Source organism: Streptomyces sp. NPDC041784 (assembly GCF_055591025.1).
Map to the genome: position 1 here is coordinate 63975 of NZ_JBVJAB010000015.1, position 21304 is coordinate 85278.

Consider the following 21304-nt stretch of genomic DNA (forward strand, 5'->3'; position numbering starts at 1 on the left):
TTCCTCCGGTCCTTCACTGTTGCGGCGCGAGCTCGAGGTCGTAGTGGACCTCGTGCCCGTTGCCGTCCGCCGCCGGGGCGGGGTCGAGGACCAGCTCGGGCTTGACGGCGGAGGCGATGTCATCGGTGACGTGCTCGCCGCCGCGGAAGTACAGCTGGGTGGTGAGCGTCTGGTGGCCGGGTGCGCTGACCTTCAGGTGGAGGTGGGCGGGGCGCCACGCGTGCCAGCCGGCGGCGGCGATCAGCTTGCCGCAGGAGCCGTCCGTCGGAATCTGGTAGGGGGCCGGTTCGACGGTGCGGATACGGAAGGTGCCCTTCTCGTCGACCGTGACGCTGCCCCGCAGGTTCCACTCCGGGAGGTACGGCGCGAACTGCGCGTACAGGCCGTCGGCGTCGGCCTGCCAGATGTCGACCAGGGCGCCGGGCAGCGGGGTGCCGTCGGCGCTGCGCACCTGGCCCTGGAAGACGAGGGGCGTACCGCTCTCGCCCTCACGCATGGGCAGGGTGGCGTCCGCAGACAGGGCCGGGGCGCCCAGAACGTAGTACGGCCCTTCGATGGTGCCCTTGCTGCCGGGGCGGGCCTCGTTGTTGACCTCCTCGACCACGTGCTCCACCCACACGTCGAGGAAGAGCGGCCACTCGCCGTCGAGGCCGACCTGGATCAGCCAGGCCTTGAGGGCGTCGTACTCGGCGTAGGTGACCTTGTGACGGCGGATCACGTCGTGTACCGCGGCCAGGACTTCCGAGGCGAGCGTGCTGACCCGCTCCTTGCTGCTGGCGGCCTCGCTGCGCTCTTTGGCCTGGAAACGCTCGGTCGCCGAGGCTCCCGAGGCAGCGGCGGTGGCCTTCTGTTCCATGCTCTGCTGTGTGGTGACATCGGTCATGTCCGGCTCTCCTTCGAGCTGGTCGTCGAGTCAGATGTATGGGCGGTTCACATGTCCTGGCGGTAGTGCTTCAGCTTGTTGTCGTCGATCTCGATGCCGAGGCCGGCGGCCGCGCGTACGCGGACCGTGCCGTTCTCGATCCGCAGCGGCTCGGCGAGCAGGTCGTCGGTCATGTCCAGGAAGTTGGACAGTTCCGCGGGGCGCCGCGCGGTCGTCTGGAATGCGGCTCCGAACGCGGCGCTGCACAGGGAGCCGATCTGGCCGTCGATCTGGTTGCCCATCACCACGTCGACGCCCAGGCCCTCGCACTGGTGGACGATGCGCTGGGACTGGGTGAACCCCGTGCGTGCCGTCTTCACGCTCACCCCGTGCGCCGCTCCGGCGAGGAGTTCGCGGGTGACCTCGGCGGGCCGGGTGGCGCTCTCGTCGGCGTACAGCGGGATGCTGCTGTGCTCGGCGAGCCAGCGCCGGGCGAGGACGTCGTCAGCCGGGCACAGCTCCTCGGCGAAGGTGAGGCCCACGTCCTCCAGCTCGCGCAGGGCGCGGGCCGATTCAGCCGCGGTCCAGCCCCGGTTGCCGTCGATATAGAGCTCCACGTCCTCACCGAGGGCTTCCCGCAGGGCGCGGGTGGCCTCGACGTCGTCCCGGTAGGGGCGGCGCCCGACCTTCACCTTGAAGGCGGTGATGCCGTACTCGGCGCGCAGTTTCTCGGCCTCGGCCACCATCTCGGCCGCCGGGGCGAAGCCGACCATGTGGGCGACCCGCATCCGGTCGGTGAACCCGCCGAGGAGCTCGGTCACCGACACGCCCAGCGACTGGCCTATGACGTCCCAGAGGGCCATGTCGAGGGCGGCCTTGGCGGTGGGGTTGCCGACCGTCCTGGCCAGCCGGGTCCAGATCGCCTCACGGCGCAGCGCGGACTCGCCCAGGATTTGCGGGGCGAAGACGGTGTCGATCACGGCGATGATCGACGCCTGGGTCTCGCCGTAGGTGAAGGGGCGGGGTGGCGCCTCCGCCGTGCCGGTGATCCCGTCCTCGGTGTGGACGCGGACGAGTACGTGCTCGGCCGTGCCCACCTCTCCGCTCGCGAAGCGCAGCGCCTTGCGGTAGGGGATGGCGAACGGGATCGTCTCGATCCTGGTGATCTTCACGTCTGGTCCTTATCGGCGGATGAGCGGACTGCGCACGACGTGAGTGCCGGCAGCGCGGTCGGCCGCGTCGAAGAAGTCCTCCCTGTAGATGTCACGTGGGAAGAGGCGCGCCTTCATCAGAGCCTTCAGCGTGTCGGCGACCATTGCCGGACTGCCGCAGACGTAGGCCACGTGGCCGGAGGCGCGGGGATAGTCCTCGGCCAGCAGGGCGGGGACTCGCCCGCTGCGGCCCTGCCAGCTGTCGCGGGAGAGGGCGGGGCGGTAGGTGAACCAGTCGTGCTCCGCCTGAAGCGTCTCGAACCACTCCGCGTCGTAGAGGTCCTCCTGGGCGGCGACGCCGTGGTAGAGCACCACCTCGCGCTCGGTGCCGGTCTCGACCAGGTGCCGGAGCATCGACACCATCGGTGCGAGACCGGTGCCGCCGGCCAGCAGCAGAACGGGTTCCTCGCGCAGCGGCCGGAAGGAGAACTGGCCGTACGGACCGGAGAGTGCGACCCGCTCCCCCGCACTCAGAGTCTTGAAGATCCAGCCGTCGGTGCACACCCCGCCCTCGGAACGCTTGATGTGCAGTTCGATACGACCGCCGTCGGCGGGGCTGCTGGCGATGGAGTACGGCCGCTGCTCGCCGCCGGGCACGTCCAGCAGGACGTACTGTCCCGGGTTGAACGCCAGCGGCTCGTCCAGCGTGATGACGACCCGCCGCACGTCCGGGGCGATGTCCTCGACGACGGTCACCTGGCCCGCCCGGTCCCGCACCGGGTGGATGTCCACGCCCTCCTCGACGTCCACCTCGCCCTCCACGACGAGATCGCCGCGGGGGCAGGCCACGCACAGCAGTGCGCAGCCCTCCTCACGTTCGCTCTCCAACAGCGCGTACGGGGAGGCGTCACCAAGGTCGGCGTCGCCCTCGAGGATCTGTGCCTTGCAGGTGCCGCAGGTGCCGTGGGTGCACGCGTGTGGCAGCCAGATGCCCTCGCGCAGAGCGGCGTCCAGCACCGTCTGGTCCTCACGGCACTCGATCTCCGCGCCGAGCGGCTCGATGCGGACAGTGTGAGTGGTCACTGCGGTTCTCCCTTGCCGGACCCGCGGGTGCGGGGCTTCTCGGGCAGCGCCTGCACCCGCGGGTGGATTGCGGTGGCCGCTCAGGCCGCGAAGCTGAGCAGAGCCTTGTGTCCGATGCCGAGGTCGGCCAGCGACTTGTCCTGCCCGCCGGTGAGCGGTTCGTCGAACAGCCGCCAGTCGGTGACTGACGCGGGATCGAAGTCGGGGTCGGACGCGGCCCAGCCGTGCACCATCGAATCGACGAATTCCGCGAACGGCATGTTCTTCGGTACGCGGAAGCAGGCGGCCGAGCAGAACAGCGGGTTGCCCCGCCAGTGCACGTAGACCAGCTGGTCGTCGCCGAACACCTCGGCGCGGTCGGCCGACGGGAACTCGTAGTCGTACAGCGCCTTGACCGTCATCTCACACCGCCTTGCCGTCGCGGTCGCCGTCGCTGTGCCATGCGGCCCAGGCGAGTTGGTCGGGGGAACCCGTGTACTCGCCGTTGTCACCCTCCTGGATGCCGTACCAGGCGAGCACATCGGGCACGGTGGGGCCGCCACAGTTGCCCTGGTAGATCTGGTGGACGGGGAGCCAGGCCTGGACGTACTTCTCCGGCTCCCGTTCGAAGATCCACTGGCAGCCGTCGCTGCAGGTGTGGAAGGTCTCGTCGCGGAAGGTGCTGCGCCGGAAGGAGATCCGGTCCGGATTTCCGGGCTCGGTGAAGGCCATCGGCACCTGGCAGACCTGGCACAGCTGCGGCAGCCCCTGGAAGAACACCCGGCCGCCGCCGGCCTCGATCTTGCGGTGCTTCTCCCAGACCGGCCGGTAGACCTGGTCGAAGGAGTCCGGGTACTGCTCCGCCAGCCACGCCATGTGTGCCTCGTCGGGCGTCTTGGTGGTGAAGGCGGCAGCGAACGAGAAGTTGTGCAGGATCTTGTAGACCTGGTGCGAGAGGTGGTCCTTCTCGGCGATCGCGTCGTTCACGTGCCGGGGCGGCTGGATGCCGTAGTACTCCAGGTCGGGGAAGAGCCCGCCGAGCATCTGCTCCTCGAAGTACAGCTCGAATGCCTCGCGCCAGCTCATCACCGGCTTGGGCAGCATGTAGTCCATCATCCCCGCGACCAGCGCGGACATCCGGTACGCCCGCCAGAACCACTTGTCGATCCAGTCCTGGATGATCGGCACGTTGCCCTCGTCCTGCTCCAGCAGGAACTTGATGGCCTCCAGGCCCAGGGTCATGTGCCGGCTCTCGTCGGACTGGGCGGAGAAGCCGAAGGACATGGTGGGCATGTCGCCGTTGAAGCTGGCGCCGCTCATGAACGGCACGAACAGGAGGTTCGTCAGCAGGTACTCGAAGCTGAACGAGATGGAGATGAGGAACTCGAACGGCCCGGCGGTCATCGCGTCGTCGAAGAGGGACTTGGGCACCGACAGGTACCAGACCCGGTCGTGCATCTTCGACCAGCTGTGGAAGCCGCCGTAGTACTTGTTGTAGTTGCTGATGGTGTGGATCTGCGTCTGGCAGTGGCGCAGTTCGTCCACGCTCTGGCACAGCGCCGCGAATCGTGGGGCGGGTCCCTCGAGGTGGCGGGCCAGGTAGGCGAAGTGGCGGTGCGCGGCGTACTCCAGGGGCGTGACGCCCTGGATGAACAGCTTGATGGCGTTCAGATAGCTGGCGTCCGACAGCGACAGGTGACCCTGGCTCTGGGCGAAGCCGTCCAGCACGGCGTACAGCCGCTTGTCCTTCTCGGCCTGGTACTTGTAGTAGGCGTCCACGGTCAGCCGGAAGGGGTCCTGCCAGCCGTCCCAGTCGTGGATCTTGATGCCCTCGTAGCGAGTGTGCGGAAAGAGTTGCTCACGGTCGACGTATCCCGGCTCCCAGTCCAGGTCGCGGGTGAGCAGCGCGTAGCGCTCCTTGAGCGGCAGCTTGCGGGCCGGCTTCGAGGCGGCTTTCTTCGTGGGCACGCTCATGTCAGTGCTCCCAGCTCACAATGATCCGGTCGTCGTCCCACTCGGAGAAGTTGCCGGTGTAGGAGACGATGGCCAGCTGGAACTCGCCGGTCTCCCACTCCCGCCCGAGGCGGTTCTCGACGCTTTCGCGGTTGATGACGATCCGGCCCGCCGCCTGCAGCTTGACGAGGCCGGGAAGGTGACGGAGGGTCAGTTCGGGGTTGTCGTCCTTGATCGCCTCGATCAGGGCCCGGTTCTCCTCGGACTCCTGGAGGTCGATGGCGACCTGGCGCAGTGTTCCGGTGCTCATGCGGCGCCTCCGGTGGTCTTGGTCCATGCGGTGGCGTGGGCGTCGGCGAGCTCGCCGAGCGCCGCGGCACTCGCCGCCTGCGGGAGCGCCTGGTCGATCGCCTCGGTGAGGGCCGCGACCGCCTCGCGTGCCCGGTCGGACCAGGTGGCGGCGATCCGGGTCAGGACGGCGCGGTTGTCCTCGCCGCGTTCCGGGTCGTTCGCCCAGCAGGTGAGCAGCGCGTCCAGCCACTTGCGCTGGTCGGCGTACCACGTGGCCAGGTGCTGTGCGACCAGGCTGTACGCGCCGGCCCCGCCGAGCAGCGCGGTCTCGTCGAGGTGCTGGTACAGCAGCGGGAAGACGAGTGAGTCGACGAGGTCGACGGCCAGCAGGCCCTCCGCCCAGTCCTCGACGACCATGATCTCCTCGGTCAGGCGGCGCAGCGGCTGGAGGTGCTCGCCCTCAAGCCACTGCCGCTTGGCCTCCTTGAGCGCCTCGGCGGTGCCGCCACCGGCGGCGATCCCGGCCCGGGAGAGCATCTGCGCGTTGCCGATCCGGTCGAACGCGGCGAAGGTGCAGCACTGCTCCAGGGAGGTGCCGTAGGCGAAGCGGGCGCCTGAGACGCTCACCAGCTGGGCCCCGGATTCGTAGTGCCTGAGCGGGACGACCACCGAGGTCAGCACTGTGTGCCACGCCTCGGGCAGCTTCGCGAGCAGGTCGCGCGCCTCCAGGTAGCCCAGCGTCTTGCCGAACTCGTCGTGCAGCGCGGCCCGTTGAGTCACGTACGGCGTGTAGTAGTACTGGCGCGGATCGGTGTAGCTGTACGGATCCGTCAGCCGCAGGGCGGAGAACCGCTCGTCGTACAGCTCTCGGTCCTGCGCCCAGGTGGGCCGGTAGTGGAAGTTCTCCGTCGGCTCGACGTCGAGTGTCGCTTCGAGATAGCGGCTCGCCGGCTGGTCGCCGAGGCGGTCGATCACGTTCTGGTAGGTCTGGCGCCTCGGTTCGAGGACCCGGTAGCGCAGTTCGTATTGCACGAGCTTCTCCTGACGGGCTTCATCGGCATCAGGGACGGTTGCCGCGCTGTTTCAGCGGCGTACGGAGGCGGCGATCAGGCCGAGCAGGAGTGCCTGAAGCTCGTCCTCGCTGGTGAGCCGGCGCGGTACGTCGTCCGGGAGACTGGGGGCGGTGAGCCGGGCGACGGCGGTACGGCCGGACACGGCGGTCTCCACCCGGGCTTCGGCTTCGCCGCAGCCGATGGTGAATGACAGGCTTCCGGGGCCGGTCGCGTCCACCAGGGTGAAGGCGGTGCCGTGGTCCCGGAGGACGGTGTTCGCCTCGCAGATCAACTGCTCTGCGAGGGACCGGACGACGACCTGCGTGTCGGTGAGGACCGCCACCGGGCCGGCCTGGCTCGGCTCGGTCTCCGGCACGGGCGGTGGCGCCCCGTCGAGCAGGGACATCACGGAAATCATGAACGGCGTCATCGGGCGCTCCTTGGTCCGAGCCGACGTCCGCGGGGCCGCTCGGGCGGTGCGCCACTGCCGCGGCCTGCGGTTGCTCTGAGTGTTACAGCGCCGCAATGACGTGTGAAATATCGGTTACTAATGGATTGATATCCGGGGCGTCATGTTCAGAAGACGTCCTGCTCGATCTACCCGACGTCGAGCCGATCGAGCAGGGACGGGAGTGCCTGATGCCTACAGACCCATGTCCTTGGCGATGATCGTCTTCATGATCTCGCTGGTGCCACCGACGATCCGGTTGACGCGGTTGTCGGCGTACAGGCGGGCGATCGGGTACTCGTTCATGTAGCCGTAGCCGCCGTGCAGCTGGAGGCAGCGGTCGATCACGCGGTGGGCGACCTCGGTGCAGAAGAGCTTTGTGCTGGCGGCCTCGGCCGGGGTCAGCTCACCGGCGTCGAGGGCCTCCGTGGCGCGGTCGATCACGGCCTCGGCCGCGTCCACCTCGGCCTTGCAGGCGGCCAGCTCGAACTTGGTGTTCTGGAACGTGGCGACCGGCTTGCCGAAGACGACCCGATCCTGCACGTACTGCTGGGTGAACCGGATGGCGGCCTTGGCCTGCGCGTACGCGCCGTAGGCGATGCCCCAGCGCTCGGAGGCGAGGTTGTGGCCGAGGTAGTAGAAGCCCTTGTTCTCCTCACCGAGGAGGTTCTCGACGGGCACCTTGACGTCGACGAAGGCCAGCTCGGCGGTGTCGGAGGTCTTCATACCGAGCTTGTCGAGCTTGCGGCCGACCGAGTAGCCCTCGGACTTGGTGTCCACCACGAGGAGGGAGATGCCGTGGCGGCGGTCCTCGGCCGTCGGGGCGGCGGTGCGGGCGCAGACGATGACGCGGTCGGCGTGCACACCGCCGGTGATGAAGGTCTTGGCGCCGTTGAGGACGTAGTGCGTGCCGTCCTCGCTCAGCTTGGCTGTGGTCTTCATGCCGGCCAGGTCGGAGCCGGTGCCCGGCTCGGTCATCGCGATGGCCCACATCTCCTCACCGGAGACGAACTTGGGCAGGTAGCGCTTCTTCTGCTCGTCGGTGGCGAGCATCTTGATGTAGGGCAGGCAGAGGTTGACGTGGACGCCGGACCCGCCGAAGGTGACACCGGCGCGCGCCGTCTCCTCGTACTGGATGGCCTCGAACTTGGGGGTGTGCAAGCCCGCGCCGCCGTACTCCTCCGGCACGTTGATCCCGAACAGGCCCAGCTCGGCGAGCTTGTAGTAGAACTCGCGCGGCGCCTGGCCGGCGGCGAGCCATTCGTCGTGGACCGGAACGACCTCGGCTTCGATGAAGGCGCGGAGGGTCTCCCGGAACGCCTCGTGATCTTCCTTGAATACCGTACGGCGCACGGACATGCTCCTTCGTTACGGCTCGCGACCAGCGGAGACCAGCGGACCGGCGAGCACACAGAAAGCGTCTGACTAAGCGCTTGCTTTTGCGAGATTACCGGTCGGCCATCGTGTCAGTACAGAGACGCACGACACGTCAGAGCAGGTCCGAGCCGTCAGCGGGCGGCAGGTCGGCCGCCGCCCAGCAGCCACCGCAGGCGGGGCATCACCCGGGCGAGCAGCGCGGAGTCCTCGCCCGCTCGGGTCGCGACGGCCAGCTCGACCTCCTCGGTCGTGCCCGACAGGGGCCGGTATGTGGCCCCCGTGATGTGCAGGTGCCGCACCGAGGCGGGCACGAGCGCGACGCCGAGCCCGCCGGCGACAAAGGCAACGAGAGTCGAGGTCTCAGCCACCTCCTGCACTGCCGAAGGATGGAAGCCCGCTCGCTGGCAGGCATCGAAGACGGCGTCGTACACCACCGATCGATGCTGGGAGGGGTAACAGATGAACGGTTCGGTCTGCAGCTCGGCCAGCGGCACGCTCTTCCGGTCGGCGAGTTCGTGCCCCTCCGGCAGCACGGCGATGAGCGGTTCCCGACGGAACACCAGGACGTTCAGCTCGGGGTCGCGTACCGGGGGGCGCAGGAAGGCGATGTCCAGGGACCGGTCGTGCAGCGCTTCCACCTGGCGTGGTGTCAGCATCTCCCCCTTGAGCTCCAGCTCGATCCCCGGGAACTCTTCGCGCAGCGCGCGGGCCACCGTCGGCAACAGCTCGTACGTCGCCGAACCGGTGAAACCGATGGCGACTTTGCCGACCAGGCCGGAGGCGACGCGCCCTGCCTCGTCCGCGGTGGCGTCCACCGCGGCAAGGATGCCGCGCGCCCGCTCCAGGAACCGGGCACCGGCGGGTGTGAGTCCGACCCGGCGGGTCGACCGGGTCAGAAGTTGTACGCCGAGTTCCGTCTCCAGCTGTTTGATCTGCTGCGACAGCGGAGGCTGGGCGATGTGCAGACGTTCCGCGGCGCGCCCGAAGTGGCACTCCTCGGCAACGGCGACGAAGTACCGGATGTGCCGTAGCTCCATGCGGGGGAGCATAGGCCGGGCAGAGCACACACCCAGCCGCTGCCTCCTAGCTCGAGCCGTACCGGCTGTTCAGCGAGGAAGAACACGCAGGGCTTCGAGCGCCGCCCCGAGATCGGCCACGGTGCGGGGGTCTGACAGAGAGCGACCGATCAGCTCCTCGACGCGGCGCAGCCGGTAACGGACCGTGTTCGGATGCAGAAACATACGCGCTGCAGCGTCCGGTGCCCGGCCGCCCGCAGCGAACCAGTGGCCGAGAGTCTCCAGGAAGCGCGCCCGATCGTGCGGAGGCAGAGCGAGCACGGGTGCCAGAACGACGCGCACCAGGCGCGTCGCTTCCACGGGTGCGGCCGCGAGGACCATGGCCAGCGGTTGGTCGTCGAATCGGGCAACCCCCGCCGACTTGTCGGACAGCCCCGTGAGCGCCAGCTGTGCGAAGCGCAGCGCCTGGGGGGCATCGCCGAGCGAGTCGAACAGGGGGCTGATCCCGATGCGGGCGCGGTAGCGTCGCAGCGTCCCAAGGCTCACCGTCTCGGCGTCGCTGACGGCGAGTGAGAGGAGGCCGATTTGCTGGTCCGGCTGCAGTCGCCAGGCCGAGGGCATAAGGGCCTCGCGCAAAGCCGCCTCGATCCCCGGCAACGGCTCCTCCCCCGCTCCGGGAGCCGCGGCCACCACCACCGCGTACGGTCCCTCCTGCGGCAGCCCGAGGTGGCGGGCCGCGTCGTCGAGGCCGGCACCGTCCGATATGTCGCCCCTGCACAGTGCCTCGACCAGTGCTGAACGTCTCGCCTCGCGCTGCTGGCTCAACTCGGTGGAGGTCTCCCGGTATGCGGTGGCGAGCACCTCCGCGTACCGGCCGAACAGCATCCAGATCTCCGAGGATCCGGCTGCGAGCTGCGCCTGGTCCACCTCGGGGTAGCGCCGGGCCTCGTCGAGGATTTGCGCCCAGAGCGAGTCGAACGCGATCCGGTAGGCGTGCAGGGCGTCCACCAGCGGGACGCCCTGCTCGGCGCGGATCCGCCCGGTCTCGCGCGCCGGGCGGGTGTCAGGCTCGATGCCCTCGGCGAAATACGCCAGGACGACCCGGGCATTGCGGTCCAGGGAAAGCCGCAGCGATTCCCGGGGGACGACCACTTCATCGGCGTAGGAATCGACCTCGGCGCGTATGCGCAGTGCCAGCGTCTCACTGATTTCGTCGAGACGCTCCTGCAGCACCGAAGCCACACCCGAGAGGTCCATCTTCGCAGCTTATGACGTTGGCCTTGTTTCTGGGAACAAAGAGGCCACAGTGAGACTGTACGTGCTGCCATAGACGCTCCTCAATTGCCCACGGCAGCATGCCGCCAGTGTCGCTGGGACGAGCGATGCACATCGTGGTAACGAGGAGACAGTTCATGCCCAATCTCGCGGACTTCCTGGTGGCGACGGCCGCCCGACAGCCGGAGCGTCCGGCGCTGCGGCTGGGAACGACGACCATCAGCTACGCGGAGCTGGACGAGGCGAGCGCCCGAGCCGCCGCACTGCTGCGCGCCGAGGGGATCCGGCCCGGCGACCGGGTCGCCCTGATGCTGCCCAGCTCACCCGAGTTCGTCATCCTCTACTACGGCATCCTGCGCGCCGGCGGCATAGTCCTGCCGCTGAACCCGCTGCTCAAGGAGCGGGAGGTCGCCTACCACCTGGGCGACTGCGGTGCCGTGCTGCTCTTCGAGTGGCACCAGGCACCAGGTGAGGGCGACAAGGGCGCTGCCGCCGCCGGCGTGCGGCACCTGGTCGTCGAGCCCGCCGACTTCGCCGAGCGTCTCGGGCGGCACGAGCCCGATCGACAGGTCGCCGCGGTCGACGGGGACGACATCGCGGTCCTCCTCTACACCTCCGGCACCACCGGCCGCCCCAAGGGCGCCTCGCTGACCCATGCGAACCTGCGCAACAACACCGAGATCATCGTCACCGACCTGGCCAGGATGACCTCGAACGACGTGGTGGTGGGCTGCCTGCCGCTCTTCCACATCTTCGGCCAGACCGCCACCCTCAACGCCGCGGTGAAGAGCGGCGCTCTGCTCGTGCTCGTCCCCCGGTTCGACGCGGAGACCGTGCTCGACATCCTCGCTCGTGAAGCTGCCACCGTGTTCGAGGGCGTCCCCACCATGTACGCGGCGCTGCTGCAGCACCCGGCTGCCGCGAACGCGGACGTGTCCGCCCTGCGTACCTGCATCTCGGGTGGGGCCGCGCTGCCGGTGGAGATCCTGCACGGCTTCGAGCGCCGCTTCGACTGCATGGTGTTGGAGGGCTACGGCCTGTCCGAGACGAGCCCCGCCGTCTCCTTCTGCCGCCCTGACCGCCTGCGCAAGCCCGGTTCGGTGGGGACGCCCGTCCGTGACGTCGAGGTACGGCTGCTGGACGCCGGCGGACAGGAAGTGGCCACTGGCGAGGTGGGCGAGCTGGTCGTGCGCGGCCCGAACGTGATGAAGGGCTACTGGAACCGTCCCGAGGAGACGGCGGCGGCCATCTCCGACGGCTGGTTTCGCACCGGTGACATGGCCCGGCGGGACGAGGACGGCGACCTGTACATCGTCGACCGCAAGAAGGACCTGATCATCCGGGGCGGCTACAACGTCTATCCGCGCGAGATCGAGGAGGTCCTGCACGAGCACCCCGCCGTCGCCCTGGCCGCCGTCGTGGGTGTGCCGGACGACATGCTCGGTGAGGAGGTGGCCGCCGTGGTCGTCCTGCGCCCCGGCGCGCAGGCCACGCCGGAGGAACTGCAGGAGTTCGTCAAGGAGCGGGTGGCCGCGTACAAGTACCCGCGCCGGCTGTGGCTGGCCGAGTCGCTGCCGACCGGGCCCACCGGCAAGATCCTCAAGCGGGAGATCACCGCACCCAGCGTCTGAGGACAAGGGATGAGGGCCTCTGAGCAGCTGTGGCGGCTCGGGGGCCCTCACGTCTGCCTGGCGACAGCGGTCGGAGCCGGGTGCGGTCGGCGCTATCCGATCCCGCCCGTACGCCCGGCGAACTGTGCGCGTCGGCGGGCCATCCACGCGGCGATCTGGGCCCGCGAGGTGAACCCGAGCTTGGCGAGGATCCGCTCGACGTGACCGTCGGCGGTGCGCTTCGCGATCACCAGCCGATGGGCGATCTCCCGGTTGGACAAGCCGGATTCGATCAGGGCGGCGACCTCCAGCTCCCGCTTGGTGAGTGGCTCGGTGGCATCGGCGCGCCGGGCCACGGCCGTACTCCCCTCGGCGCCCAGGGCCAGATCGATCACGTCCCGCAGGCGCCACAGAGGAACGGAGGGCTCGCCGCCCCCGGAACTCGGCAGATCGGGCCGGTGGGGGCAGTGGCGTTCCGCGGACTCCGACACCTGCGGCCCGAATGCGGCGATCGACGTGCCGAGGGAACGCCACACTCGCCGTGCCGCCTCGCACAGGGCGGCCGCGCGGTCCACCTCACCACGGTCGTAGGCCACCCAGGCCAGCAGGTCGGTGCACAGCGCGACGCCGATCCCTTCGGACGGGAGCTGAACCCGCAGTGCCGCACGGGCCGATCGCTCCGCTTCCTCCAGGTGGCCCGACGTCCACTCGGCCAGGCCTTCAGCCCAGAGGGAGAAGGCGCGGGCGGACCTGTCTCGGTACGTCTCGCACAACGCCACCGTGCTGCGGCTGATCTCCACGGCCTCGGCCGCCCGGCCGGCGCAGGCGAGCGCGGTGGCGAGCATATAGCGAGCGGCGAGTTCCAACTCACGATCACCGTGGTCGCGGTGTCCGTCGACAGCGGTCCGCAAGCCCTGCACCGCGGTGTCGGTGTCTCCGGTGAAGAGCGCCCACAGCGCCCCCCAGTGGGTGACACGCAGCTTCACGCCGGGGTCGTCCAGTTCCTCGGCGAGGTCCGCAAGTGTGCTGAGCCACCGTGCGGCACTGTGGTGGTCCCCCTGGATCAACGCGATCCAGATCACCACCCACACGCCCTCGGCCCGCTCCGGCGACGGCGCGGTGACCGCGGCGAGCGCCGCCTCCATCCGCGTCCGGCCGTCGGCGAGGAACCCTCCGGACAGCCAGTGGTAACGCAGCCGTGCCATCAGGCGCAGAGCGGCTCGTTCCTCCCCCGGAGTGGAGAGGCTCCACTGCACCGCTGCGACATGGTCCGCGTGCTCCAGGCACATCCGCTCCAGCAGGGCCTCCTGCTGGGGACCGCACCACTGGTCGAGGACCCACTGGGCCCGGCGCAGCATCACGTTGCGATGTCTGCGCCGCAACTCGTCCGCTTCGCCAGCCTGTTCGGCGTTTTCGGCCGCGATCTCACGGACGGGAGCGAGCAGGCGGTACCGCATGGTGCCGACGTCGCGCTCGGCCAGCAGGATCGACTGCCCGACCAGACGCTCGATGGAATCGACGACGTCGTCGGGGTGCAGTTCGCCAAAAGCACAGACCTCTTCAGCGAGCTCAAGATCGAAGGTTGCGGGAAACACAGACAAACGGCGCCAGAGGATCTGCGCGGTCTGCGGGCAGAGCTGGTAGCTCCAATCCACCATCGCCCGCAGTGATCCGTGCCGCGACCGGGACTCGGCAACCGGCGCGGTCAACGACGCCAGTCGTCGGCCGAACCGTTCCACCACCTGCTCGACGGTCAGCGCTCGCAGCTTCGCTGCTGCCAGCTCGATAGCCAGCGGTATGCCTTCCAGCAGTCGGCACAGCTCGACCACGGCCTCAGCGTTGTCTTCGGTGACATCGAACTCGGGATCGACGGCACGCGCCCGCTCCACCAGCAGGCTCACCGACCCGTCCACGATCAGCTGCGCAGCCGGGGTGGCCGGTTCGGGCACGCTCAGTGGCAGCACCGGCCGCAGCACCTCCCCCTCGACACCGAGGGGTTCCCGGCTCGTGGCCACCACGCGCAGCTGCGGAGCCTCGCGCAGCATGACCGGCACCGCCGCCCGCACGGAATCCAGCACGTGCTCGCAGTTATCCATAACCAGCAGCAGTTTGCGGTTGCTCAAGAAGGACAGCAGCTTCTCACGCGGCTGTGTGGCGGACTGATCGTTGATGTCCAAAGCGCCGACCACCGCGGACTCCACTTCCGCGCCCCCTGCACCGATGCTCAGATCGGCCAGTCGGACCAGCCACGCACCGTCGGGGAAGCCGTTGCGAGCTCGATAGGCCAATTCCAGGGCCAGCCGCGTCTTACCCACACCGCCTGCCCCGACGAAGGTCAGCAGCCTGGATTCCGAAAGTGTCCGCTGTGCGACGTCGAGATCGCTCCTGCGCGCGATCAAGCGATTCAGAGACGGACCGACCCGGTTCCCTCCTCGTTGAGGGGCCTGGGCGCTAGTCATGCAGAGATCCTAGGCGAGTCCGACCCGAACACCACACCCTCGCGGGTCTGATCAATTCTCGCGACCACCCCCAGCAAGCACAAGCCTGCTCGCAGCATCCACCCGCGACACCCATCTTGTCCCCGGCCTCAACCCGAGAGTCGGCGGTCCGACATCGCCCGCCGACTCTGTGTGGCCAGGAGCACGGCGCACCGGCTGCTGACCATGCTGGGCAGCCGCGGCCTCGCGGAAAAGAAGCCGGCCACCCGCCAGGCGAAGCGGCGCCGGCCCACGCACTGCTCCAGCGCCGGCAAAGCGATCGCGGCCTTCGACCCTGCCCTGGCGGCGGCCCGCGGGGCCGCCGGATGTCCGCCCCGCACGGACACCACCATCTGCACCGCCTCGGACTTCGAGCAGGCGCCGGCCCAGGTGCGCCGCACCGGTTACGCCACCAACCTCGGTGAGGCGATCGTCGGCGGCGCCGCAGTGGCTGCCCGCGCGCTGGACCGGTCGGGCAGGGCCTGTGCCGCCGTCCCTCTTGTGACGTAAACGTCGGGTTCACCAGGGACGTGGGCCGCCCCGCTCCGATTGGGGATGGTCGCCGCCCGCTCGGTCGCCAAGAGCCTCGGCGCCTGACGCCGCCGGTGAGCACGGTTGCCCACCGAGTGGGTGCGCCGGCGGTGAGTGGCAGTCGGGCCCAAGGCCCGGAGGCCGGCCGTTGCGCGCGAAGGACGAGTCCGCCTTCCTCGTCCCAGACCGGCACGAGCGCCGGGAGCGGGCCGCGCTGCCTCGCTTGTTCTGGCCCTCGGGAAGTTCACCGTGGCGCCCAGGCCGACCAGCGGCCTGTACGAGTGGCACCTGGACTAATCCGAGAGAGGGAGAAATGGGCAGATTCGCCCTCTCACAGTCGCCGCACGTTCATTCCCCCGTCGATCACGGTGGCGGTGCCGTTGACGAACGAGGCCCCCTCCGAGGCCAGGTAGGTGGCCAGCGAAGCCACTTCCCCGGGTGTGCCGAGCCGTCCCTGCCCTTGGGTGATCAGATCCTTCAGCGGTGTTCCGGTGGCGGCCTCGAACTCTGTGAAGGCGCGCTCGATCATGGGGGTGTCGATGAACCCGGGACAGATGGCGTTGGCGCGGACGCCAAGGTCGCGCAGCTCAAGCGCCATCACCTCGGTCATGCGCACGACACCGGCCTTGACCGCCGCGTAGGCGCCGAGCAGGGGGAACCCGACGACGCCGGCCAGCGACGCGAGGTTGACGATCGCGCCGCCGCCGTCCGTCAGCGCGGGAACCGCGTGCTTGTAGACCAGCCATGTACCCCGCAGGTTGACCGAGTACATCCGATCGAACTCGTCCTCGGTCAGTTCGTGGAGGAGACCGAAGCACTCGACACCGGCGTTGTTGACCAGCACGTCGAGTCCGCCCAGGGCACGCGTGGCCTCGGCGACCGCCGCGGCCACGCTGTCGCCGGAGCGGACGTCGCAGGTGACGCCGACGGTGTCGTGGCCGATCTCCAGAGCTGCCTTGTCGGCCCCCTCGATGTCGGCGATCACGACGCGGGCGCCGGCGGCGACGAACGCTTCGGCGACCGCCCGGCCGATGCCCCGGTGCGCGCCGGTCAGCAGCGCACGCTTGCCCTCCAGAATTCCGGTCATGCTGATTTCCTCTCCGGTCTGCGCAATGGTGATCGTGCTGTGGTGCCCCGCCATCGCACGCCGGACGGCGGCAGGTATCCCTGGCGTGCGCTGAGCGAGCGTCAGAAGCGGTGCCCCGTGGGCATCAAGCCATCGATGCCGCGCGGGGCACAGGCCCGGCCGGGCGCCCGGCAAGCAATCGGCACCCGTCGCTCACGGCTCGTGTGCCGTGAACTCGCCGGGCCCGCTCAGACGAGGGTGGCCGCGGCCTTCTCCGTCCCGGCCTCGGCCGACAGCAGCGGCGCGAGGAAGTCGCTGATGGCGTCCTGGATCTCGGCGGCGCGAGGGATCGAGCCGGAGAGCACGAACGTGGTGTGGATCAGACCGTCGAGGCGCTTGCAGACGGTCGGCACACCGGCTTCCGTCAGCGCTCGCGCGTAGTCCTCGCCCTCGTCACGCAGCGGATCGATCTCCATGGTGACCACGAGTGCGGGCGGCAGGTTCGACAGGTCCGGCGCGTGTGCCGGCGCGGCCCAGGACGACGTCACGTGGGCAGGGTCGCCGAGATACCAGGCCGCCATGCGGGCGCCCAACTCAGTGGAGATGATCGGGCCGCGCGCGAAGGTCTTGCGGGACTCGGTGTCGGCGGTGAAATCGGTGGGCGGAGTGACGAGGACCTGGGCGGCAAGGCGCGGTCCGCCCTCGTCCCGGGCGCGCAGCGCGGCCACCGCGGCCAGGTTCGCACCGGCGCTCTCGCCGCCCACCGCGATCCGCTCCGGGTCGCCGCCGTACTCGGCGATGTTCTCCGCCGCCCAGCGCAGCGCCGCCATCGTGTCGTCGATCGCCGCCGGGAAGGGGTGCTCGGGGGCGAGCCGGTAGTCCGGGGACACGACGAGAGCGCCGAGGCGCCGGGCCAGGGACGCGCAGGGCTCGTCGTACAGGTCCAGGCTGCCGGCGACCCAGCCGCCGCCGTGGAGGAAGACGACCACGGGCAGCGGGCCCTCGACCGGCGGCCGGTACAGGCGCACCATCCGCTCACCGCCGTCCGTCGGGTACTGCGTGTCGGTGATGCCGACATCCGCGGGAACCGGCAGCTGCAGGTGCTTGAAGCTCTCGATGGCGGCTCGGATCTCCTCCAGGGAGGCCCCCTCGAGCGGCTTGGCGCCCATGTTCATCATGCCGGCGAGGAGGAAGACCGCCGCACCGTCCATTTTGATCGTGTTCGGCAGGGCTCGCTCGTCCCCGTCGAGCGAGAAGCCGGCGTACTCGGTCGCCTGGACCTCCGCGCAGATGGCGCGGTACATCGGCGCACCGGTGAACAGCGAGATCGGCCTCCGCGGCTTGCCCGGAATGTTGTCGCCCATGTACCAGGTGACCGCCTTGGGGAACAGGGTCACATCGGCGACCTCCGTGACCACCTCGTTGTACCGGTCCTCGGCCGCAGCCGTCACCTCGGCCGTCCGGTGACCGTGCGCGTCCGTATAGGCGATGAGGTCGGCGATGAAGTCGACACTGTCCTCGATGGCGATCGGGTTGTTGAAGAGAGCCGCCGCGCTCTGCGGACCGTTGACGTGGAACAGGTTCGGGAAGCCGTGGTTGGCCATTCCGATGTACGCGCGCTGCCCGTCCGCCCAGTGGTCGGTCAGTTTCCGGCCGTCGCGGCCCACCACGCCCATCCGCATCAGGGCGCCCGCGCCCACGTCGAAGCCCGTGGCGAGCACGATCACGTCGAACTCGTACTCCTCGGCCGTGGTGGCGATGCCCTTCTCGGTGATCCGCTCGATCGGGGTCGTCTTGGCGTCGACGAGACGCACGTGCGGCAGGTTGAACGTCTCGAAGTACTTCGTCTCGAACGTGGCGCGCTTGGCGCCGTACGGGTGCCCCTTCGGAGTCAGCAGTTCCGCGGTCTTCGGGTCCTTGACCCGCTCCCGGATCCGGTCCCGGATGTAGTCCGCCGCCGTCTCGTTGGCGGCCGGATTGAAGATCAGGTCGAAGTAGGTGGACGCGAGCATCCGGAAGCCGCCGCCGTTGTAGTACGTGTCGTACGTCTTGTGGCGTTCCTCGGGGCTGTCCGCCATCGCGGAGCGCGTGGCGCGCGGGTACGCGGCGCCGGCCAGGCTGTTGCGCGACTCCTCCCGCAGCCTCGGGTAATCGGCGACAGTCTGCTCGAACTCCCCATCGGTGAGCGGACGGTTCCCGAGGGGACAGGCGAAGTTCGCGGTCCGCTGGAACACGGTCAGTTCGGCGACCTGCGGGGCGATCGTCTGGATGACCTGGATACCGGTCGAGCCGGTGCCGATCACGGCGACACGCTTGCCGGCCAGATCGACGCCGTCGGCCGGCCACCGGCTGGTGTGGACGACTGTGCCTCGGAACGTCTCCTGGCCCGGGAAGTCGTTCGGCTTGTTCACCGAGAAGGCGCCGGCCGCGTTGATGAAGAACCGCGCGATGGTGACGCCGCCGTCGTCCGTGCCGACAACCCAGCGCTGAGCGGCGTCGTCCCAGACCGCAGACGTGACGCGCGTGCTGAACCGGTAGCTGCGGCGCAGGTCGAACCGGTCGGCCACATGCTCCAGGTAGGCCAGGATCTCCGGCTGCGCGGCGTACCGCTCTTTCCAGCGCCACTCCCGCTGCAGGTCCTCGTCGAAGGAGAAGGAGTAGAAGATGCTCTCGAAGTCGCAACGCGCGCCGGGGTACCGGTTCCAGTGCCAGACGCCGCCCGGCCCCGAGGCCGCCTCGAAGGACTGAACCGACAGACCCTGCTGGTTGCGGAGGCGGTGGGTGGCGTAGAGGCCGGAGAAGCCGGCACCCACGATGACTGCGTCGACATGTGTTTCGTCCATGTACCGACTCTGGGTTCAGCACGTTGCGAGGGCTACGGGTAGGGATACCTGATGGCATACCTGATCCCCTACCTGTCTTCTGCGGGACGGTCGGCTGCGGCGACCCGGTTCAGATGCGAAGCCGCTGGTGAATGGGGTGAACAGCCTGTTTCGCGAGACTTCGGCGATCTTTTGCAACTGATTGCATAAACGTTCCGGGGTCATAAAACTGCTTGCATGCCGCAGCACGACTCAGGAGCAGGAGCCCTGCCGATGTCCCCCTACCCTCACCTGCTGAGCCCCCTCGATCTGGGGTTCACCACCCTGCCGAACCGTGTCCTGATGGGCTCGATGCACCTGAGCCTGGAAGAGGCCGAGCGAGGCTTCGAGCGGATGGCCGCCTTCTACGCCGAGCGGGCCCGCGGCGGCGTCGGGCTCATCGTCACGGGCGGGATCGCCCCGGATCACCGAGGTCGGGCCTTCCCCAGAAGCGCCAAGCTCACCACCGAGGCTGAGGCCGAGCAGCACGCGCTCGTCACCGAGGCGGTGCACCGCGAGGGGGGCCGGATCGCGATGCAGATCCTGCACACCGGCCGGTACGCCTACCACCCCGATCTGGTCGCCCCCAGCGCACTCCAGGCGCCGATCAGCAGATACGTGCCGCATGCGCTGACCGATGACGAGATCGAGGAGACGATCGAGGCGTTCGTCCGTGCGGCCGCGCTCGCCAGGACAGCCGGCTACGACGGCGTCGAAATCATGGGGTCCGAGGGCTACCTGATCAACGAGTTCATCGCCCCGGCCACCAACCACCGCACCGACCGCTGGGGTGGCACCTACGAGAACCGGGTCCGGTTCCCCCTGGAGATCGTCCGTCGCGTGCGCGAACGGGTCGGCCCCGACTTCATCCTCATCTACCGCCTGTCCATGCTCGACCTCGTCCCGGACGGCAGCACCCTGGACGAGGTGGTCACGCTCGCCAAGGCGGTGGAGGCGGCCGGCGCCACGATCATCAACACCGGGATCGGCTGGCACGAGGCACGCGTCCCCACCATCGCGACCTCAGTGCCGCGCGGCGCGTTCTCATGGATCACTCAGCGCCTGAAGGGAGTCGTTTCCGTCCCCCTGGTGACCAGCAACCGCATCAACACCCCAGAGGTCGCGGAGGAACTGCTGGCGGAAGGCAGAGCGGACATGGTCTCGATGGCCCGTCCGTTCCTCGCCGACCCGGACTTCGTCGCCAAGGCACGCGCCGGACGCCCTGACACGATCAACACGTGCATCGGCTGCAACCAGGCGTGCCTGGACCACGGCTTCAGCGAGAAGACGATCTCCTGTCTGGTCAACCCGCGGGCCGGCTATGAGACGGAGCTGGTGCTGTCTCCGACGCGCCACCGCAAGCGCCTGGCCGTGGTGGGGGCAGGTCCGGCCGGGCTGGCGGTGTCGGTGACGGCCGCCCAACGCGGCCACGACGTCACGTTGTTCGACGCCAACGACAAGATCGGCGGCCAGCTCAACATCGCCCGGCAGGTCCCGGGCAAGGACGAGTTCAACGAGACCCTGCGCTACTTCCGCGTCCAGCTCGACGAGCACGGCGTGGACGTCCGCCTCGGCACGAAGGTCACCGCTGAGGCGCTGGCAGAGGGCGCCTATGACGAGGTCGTCGTCGCGACGGGCGTCGCCCCCCGCATTCCCGACATCCCGGGCAGGGATCGCCCGAATGTCGTCAGCTACCTGGACGTGCTGCGCGACCAGGTGCCGGTGGGCGAGCGGGTGGCGGTCCTCGGGGCGGGCGGTATCGGGTTCGACACCGCGCTCTACCTGACCGACCCGGGCGACGAGGCCAGCCGCCGCCCTGACGTCTACTTCCGGCGCTGGGGCGTCGACGTCGACTACCGCACGCGTGGCGGACTGGGGCGCCCTGAGCGGCCCACGGCGCGACGAACCGTTCACCTCCTCCAGCGCAAGACCAGCAAGGTCGGCGCCGGTCTGGGCGCGACCACGGGGTGGATCCACCGGGCCGAGCTGAAGCACCGCGGGGTCACCATGGTCGCGGGAGTGACGTACCGGCGCATCGACGATGAGGGTCTGCACGTCACGGTCGACGGCGAGGAGCGAGTGATCCCGGTCGACACGGTCGTCCTGTGCACGGGCCAGGAACCCAACCGAAGCCTCTACGAGGAACTGCGTGAGGCCGGGCTGTCGGCCCACCTCATCGGTGGCGCGGACCTCGCCGCAGAACTCGACGCCAAGCGGGCGATCCGCCAGGGCACGGAACTGGGGGCGACGCTCTGACGCCAAGCCGTCTCGG

Annotated in this window: 17 protein-coding genes; 3 read left to right on the forward strand and 14 right to left on the reverse strand. The window is 69.2% G+C overall.

What is annotated here, in order from left to right:
• Positions 1-13 precede the first annotated feature (13 nt).
• From catA to ACZ6D7_RS29310, 11 genes are all read right to left on the reverse strand, one after another.
• The gene (gene catA / locus ACZ6D7_RS29260) at positions 14-883 is read right to left on the reverse strand and encodes a catechol 1,2-dioxygenase (RefSeq protein WP_469496990.1); all 870 of its coding nucleotides are present in this window, start codon (positions 881-883) and stop codon (positions 14-16) included.
• 47 nt (positions 884-930) lie between these two features.
• Complete coding sequence (locus ACZ6D7_RS29265; RefSeq protein ID WP_469496992.1) at positions 931-2034, reverse strand: mandelate racemase/muconate lactonizing enzyme family protein; 1104 nt, start codon at positions 2032-2034, stop codon at positions 931-933.
• A gap of 9 nt (positions 2035-2043) precedes the next feature.
• Entirely contained in the window at positions 2044-3096 is a 1053-nt protein-coding gene (locus tag ACZ6D7_RS29270; protein ID WP_099923658.1) for a 2Fe-2S iron-sulfur cluster-binding protein, read from the reverse strand.
• 80 nt (positions 3097-3176) lie between these two features.
• Positions 3177-3497, reverse strand: a complete 321-nt coding sequence (locus ACZ6D7_RS29275) for a phenol hydroxylase subunit P4 (RefSeq protein ID WP_123969362.1) — start codon at positions 3495-3497, stop codon at positions 3177-3179.
• A gap of 1 nt (position 3498) precedes the next feature.
• Positions 3499-5049 (reverse strand): ferritin family protein, encoded by a 1551-nt coding sequence (locus ACZ6D7_RS29280; RefSeq protein WP_469496995.1) that lies wholly within the window; start codon positions 5047-5049, stop codon positions 3499-3501.
• A 1-nt stretch (position 5050) separates the two neighbouring features.
• Positions 5051-5338, reverse strand: coding sequence for an MmoB/DmpM family protein (locus tag ACZ6D7_RS29285; protein WP_030928026.1), 288 nt, complete (start codon positions 5336-5338; stop codon positions 5051-5053).
• A complete protein-coding gene (locus tag ACZ6D7_RS29290; RefSeq protein ID WP_469496996.1) occupies positions 5335-6351 on the reverse strand; it encodes a ferritin family protein in 1017 nt (338 codons plus the stop codon). The genes ACZ6D7_RS29285 and ACZ6D7_RS29290 overlap by 4 nt, the downstream gene beginning before the upstream one ends.
• Positions 6352-6402: 51 nt before the next feature.
• Entirely contained in the window at positions 6403-6801 is a 399-nt protein-coding gene (locus ACZ6D7_RS29295) for a hypothetical protein (RefSeq protein WP_123979875.1), read from the reverse strand.
• A 213-nt stretch (positions 6802-7014) separates the two neighbouring features.
• Complete coding sequence (locus tag ACZ6D7_RS29300; RefSeq protein ID WP_469496998.1) at positions 7015-8172, reverse strand: acyl-CoA dehydrogenase family protein; 1158 nt, start codon at positions 8170-8172, stop codon at positions 7015-7017.
• Between the two features lie 155 nt (positions 8173-8327).
• Positions 8328-9233 carry a LysR family transcriptional regulator gene (locus ACZ6D7_RS29305; RefSeq protein WP_469497000.1) on the reverse strand — a complete coding sequence of 302 codons (906 nt, stop codon included), beginning with the start codon at positions 9231-9233 and terminating at the stop codon, positions 8328-8330.
• Positions 9234-9302: 69 nt separating this feature from the next.
• The gene (locus ACZ6D7_RS29310; RefSeq protein ID WP_469497003.1) at positions 9303-10469 is read right to left on the reverse strand and encodes a PucR family transcriptional regulator; all 1167 of its coding nucleotides are present in this window, start codon (positions 10467-10469) and stop codon (positions 9303-9305) included.
• Between the two features lie 155 nt (positions 10470-10624).
• Between ACZ6D7_RS29310 and ACZ6D7_RS29315 the strand changes: the two genes are divergently transcribed.
• The gene (locus ACZ6D7_RS29315) at positions 10625-12118 is read left to right on the forward strand and encodes a long-chain-fatty-acid--CoA ligase (RefSeq protein ID WP_469497005.1); all 1494 of its coding nucleotides are present in this window, start codon (positions 10625-10627) and stop codon (positions 12116-12118) included.
• Positions 12119-12210: 92 nt separating this feature from the next.
• On the opposite strand, the gene ACZ6D7_RS29320 is transcribed toward ACZ6D7_RS29315, so the two are convergent.
• Complete coding sequence (locus ACZ6D7_RS29320; protein WP_469497007.1) at positions 12211-14496, reverse strand: ATP-binding protein; 2286 nt, start codon at positions 14494-14496, stop codon at positions 12211-12213.
• A gap of 213 nt (positions 14497-14709) precedes the next feature.
• On the opposite strand from ACZ6D7_RS29320, the gene ACZ6D7_RS29325 reads away from it, so the two are divergent.
• Positions 14710-15084 carry an IclR family transcriptional regulator domain-containing protein gene (locus ACZ6D7_RS29325; protein WP_469497412.1) on the forward strand — a complete coding sequence of 125 codons (375 nt, stop codon included), beginning with the start codon at positions 14710-14712 and terminating at the stop codon, positions 15082-15084.
• A 352-nt stretch (positions 15085-15436) separates the two neighbouring features.
• On the opposite strand, the gene ACZ6D7_RS29330 is transcribed toward ACZ6D7_RS29325, so the two are convergent.
• On the reverse strand, positions 15437-16192 hold the full coding sequence (locus ACZ6D7_RS29330; protein WP_469497010.1) for an SDR family NAD(P)-dependent oxidoreductase: 756 nt from the start codon (positions 16190-16192) through the stop codon (positions 15437-15439).
• 227 nt (positions 16193-16419) lie between these two features.
• The gene (locus ACZ6D7_RS29335; RefSeq protein WP_469497016.1) at positions 16420-19014 is read right to left on the reverse strand and encodes a flavin-containing monooxygenase; all 2595 of its coding nucleotides are present in this window, start codon (positions 19012-19014) and stop codon (positions 16420-16422) included.
• A gap of 252 nt (positions 19015-19266) precedes the next feature.
• On the opposite strand from ACZ6D7_RS29335, the gene ACZ6D7_RS29340 reads away from it, so the two are divergent.
• Positions 19267-21288 (forward strand): oxidoreductase, encoded by a 2022-nt coding sequence (locus ACZ6D7_RS29340; RefSeq protein WP_469497018.1) that lies wholly within the window; start codon positions 19267-19269, stop codon positions 21286-21288.
• The last annotated feature ends 16 nt before the right edge of the window (positions 21289-21304 follow it).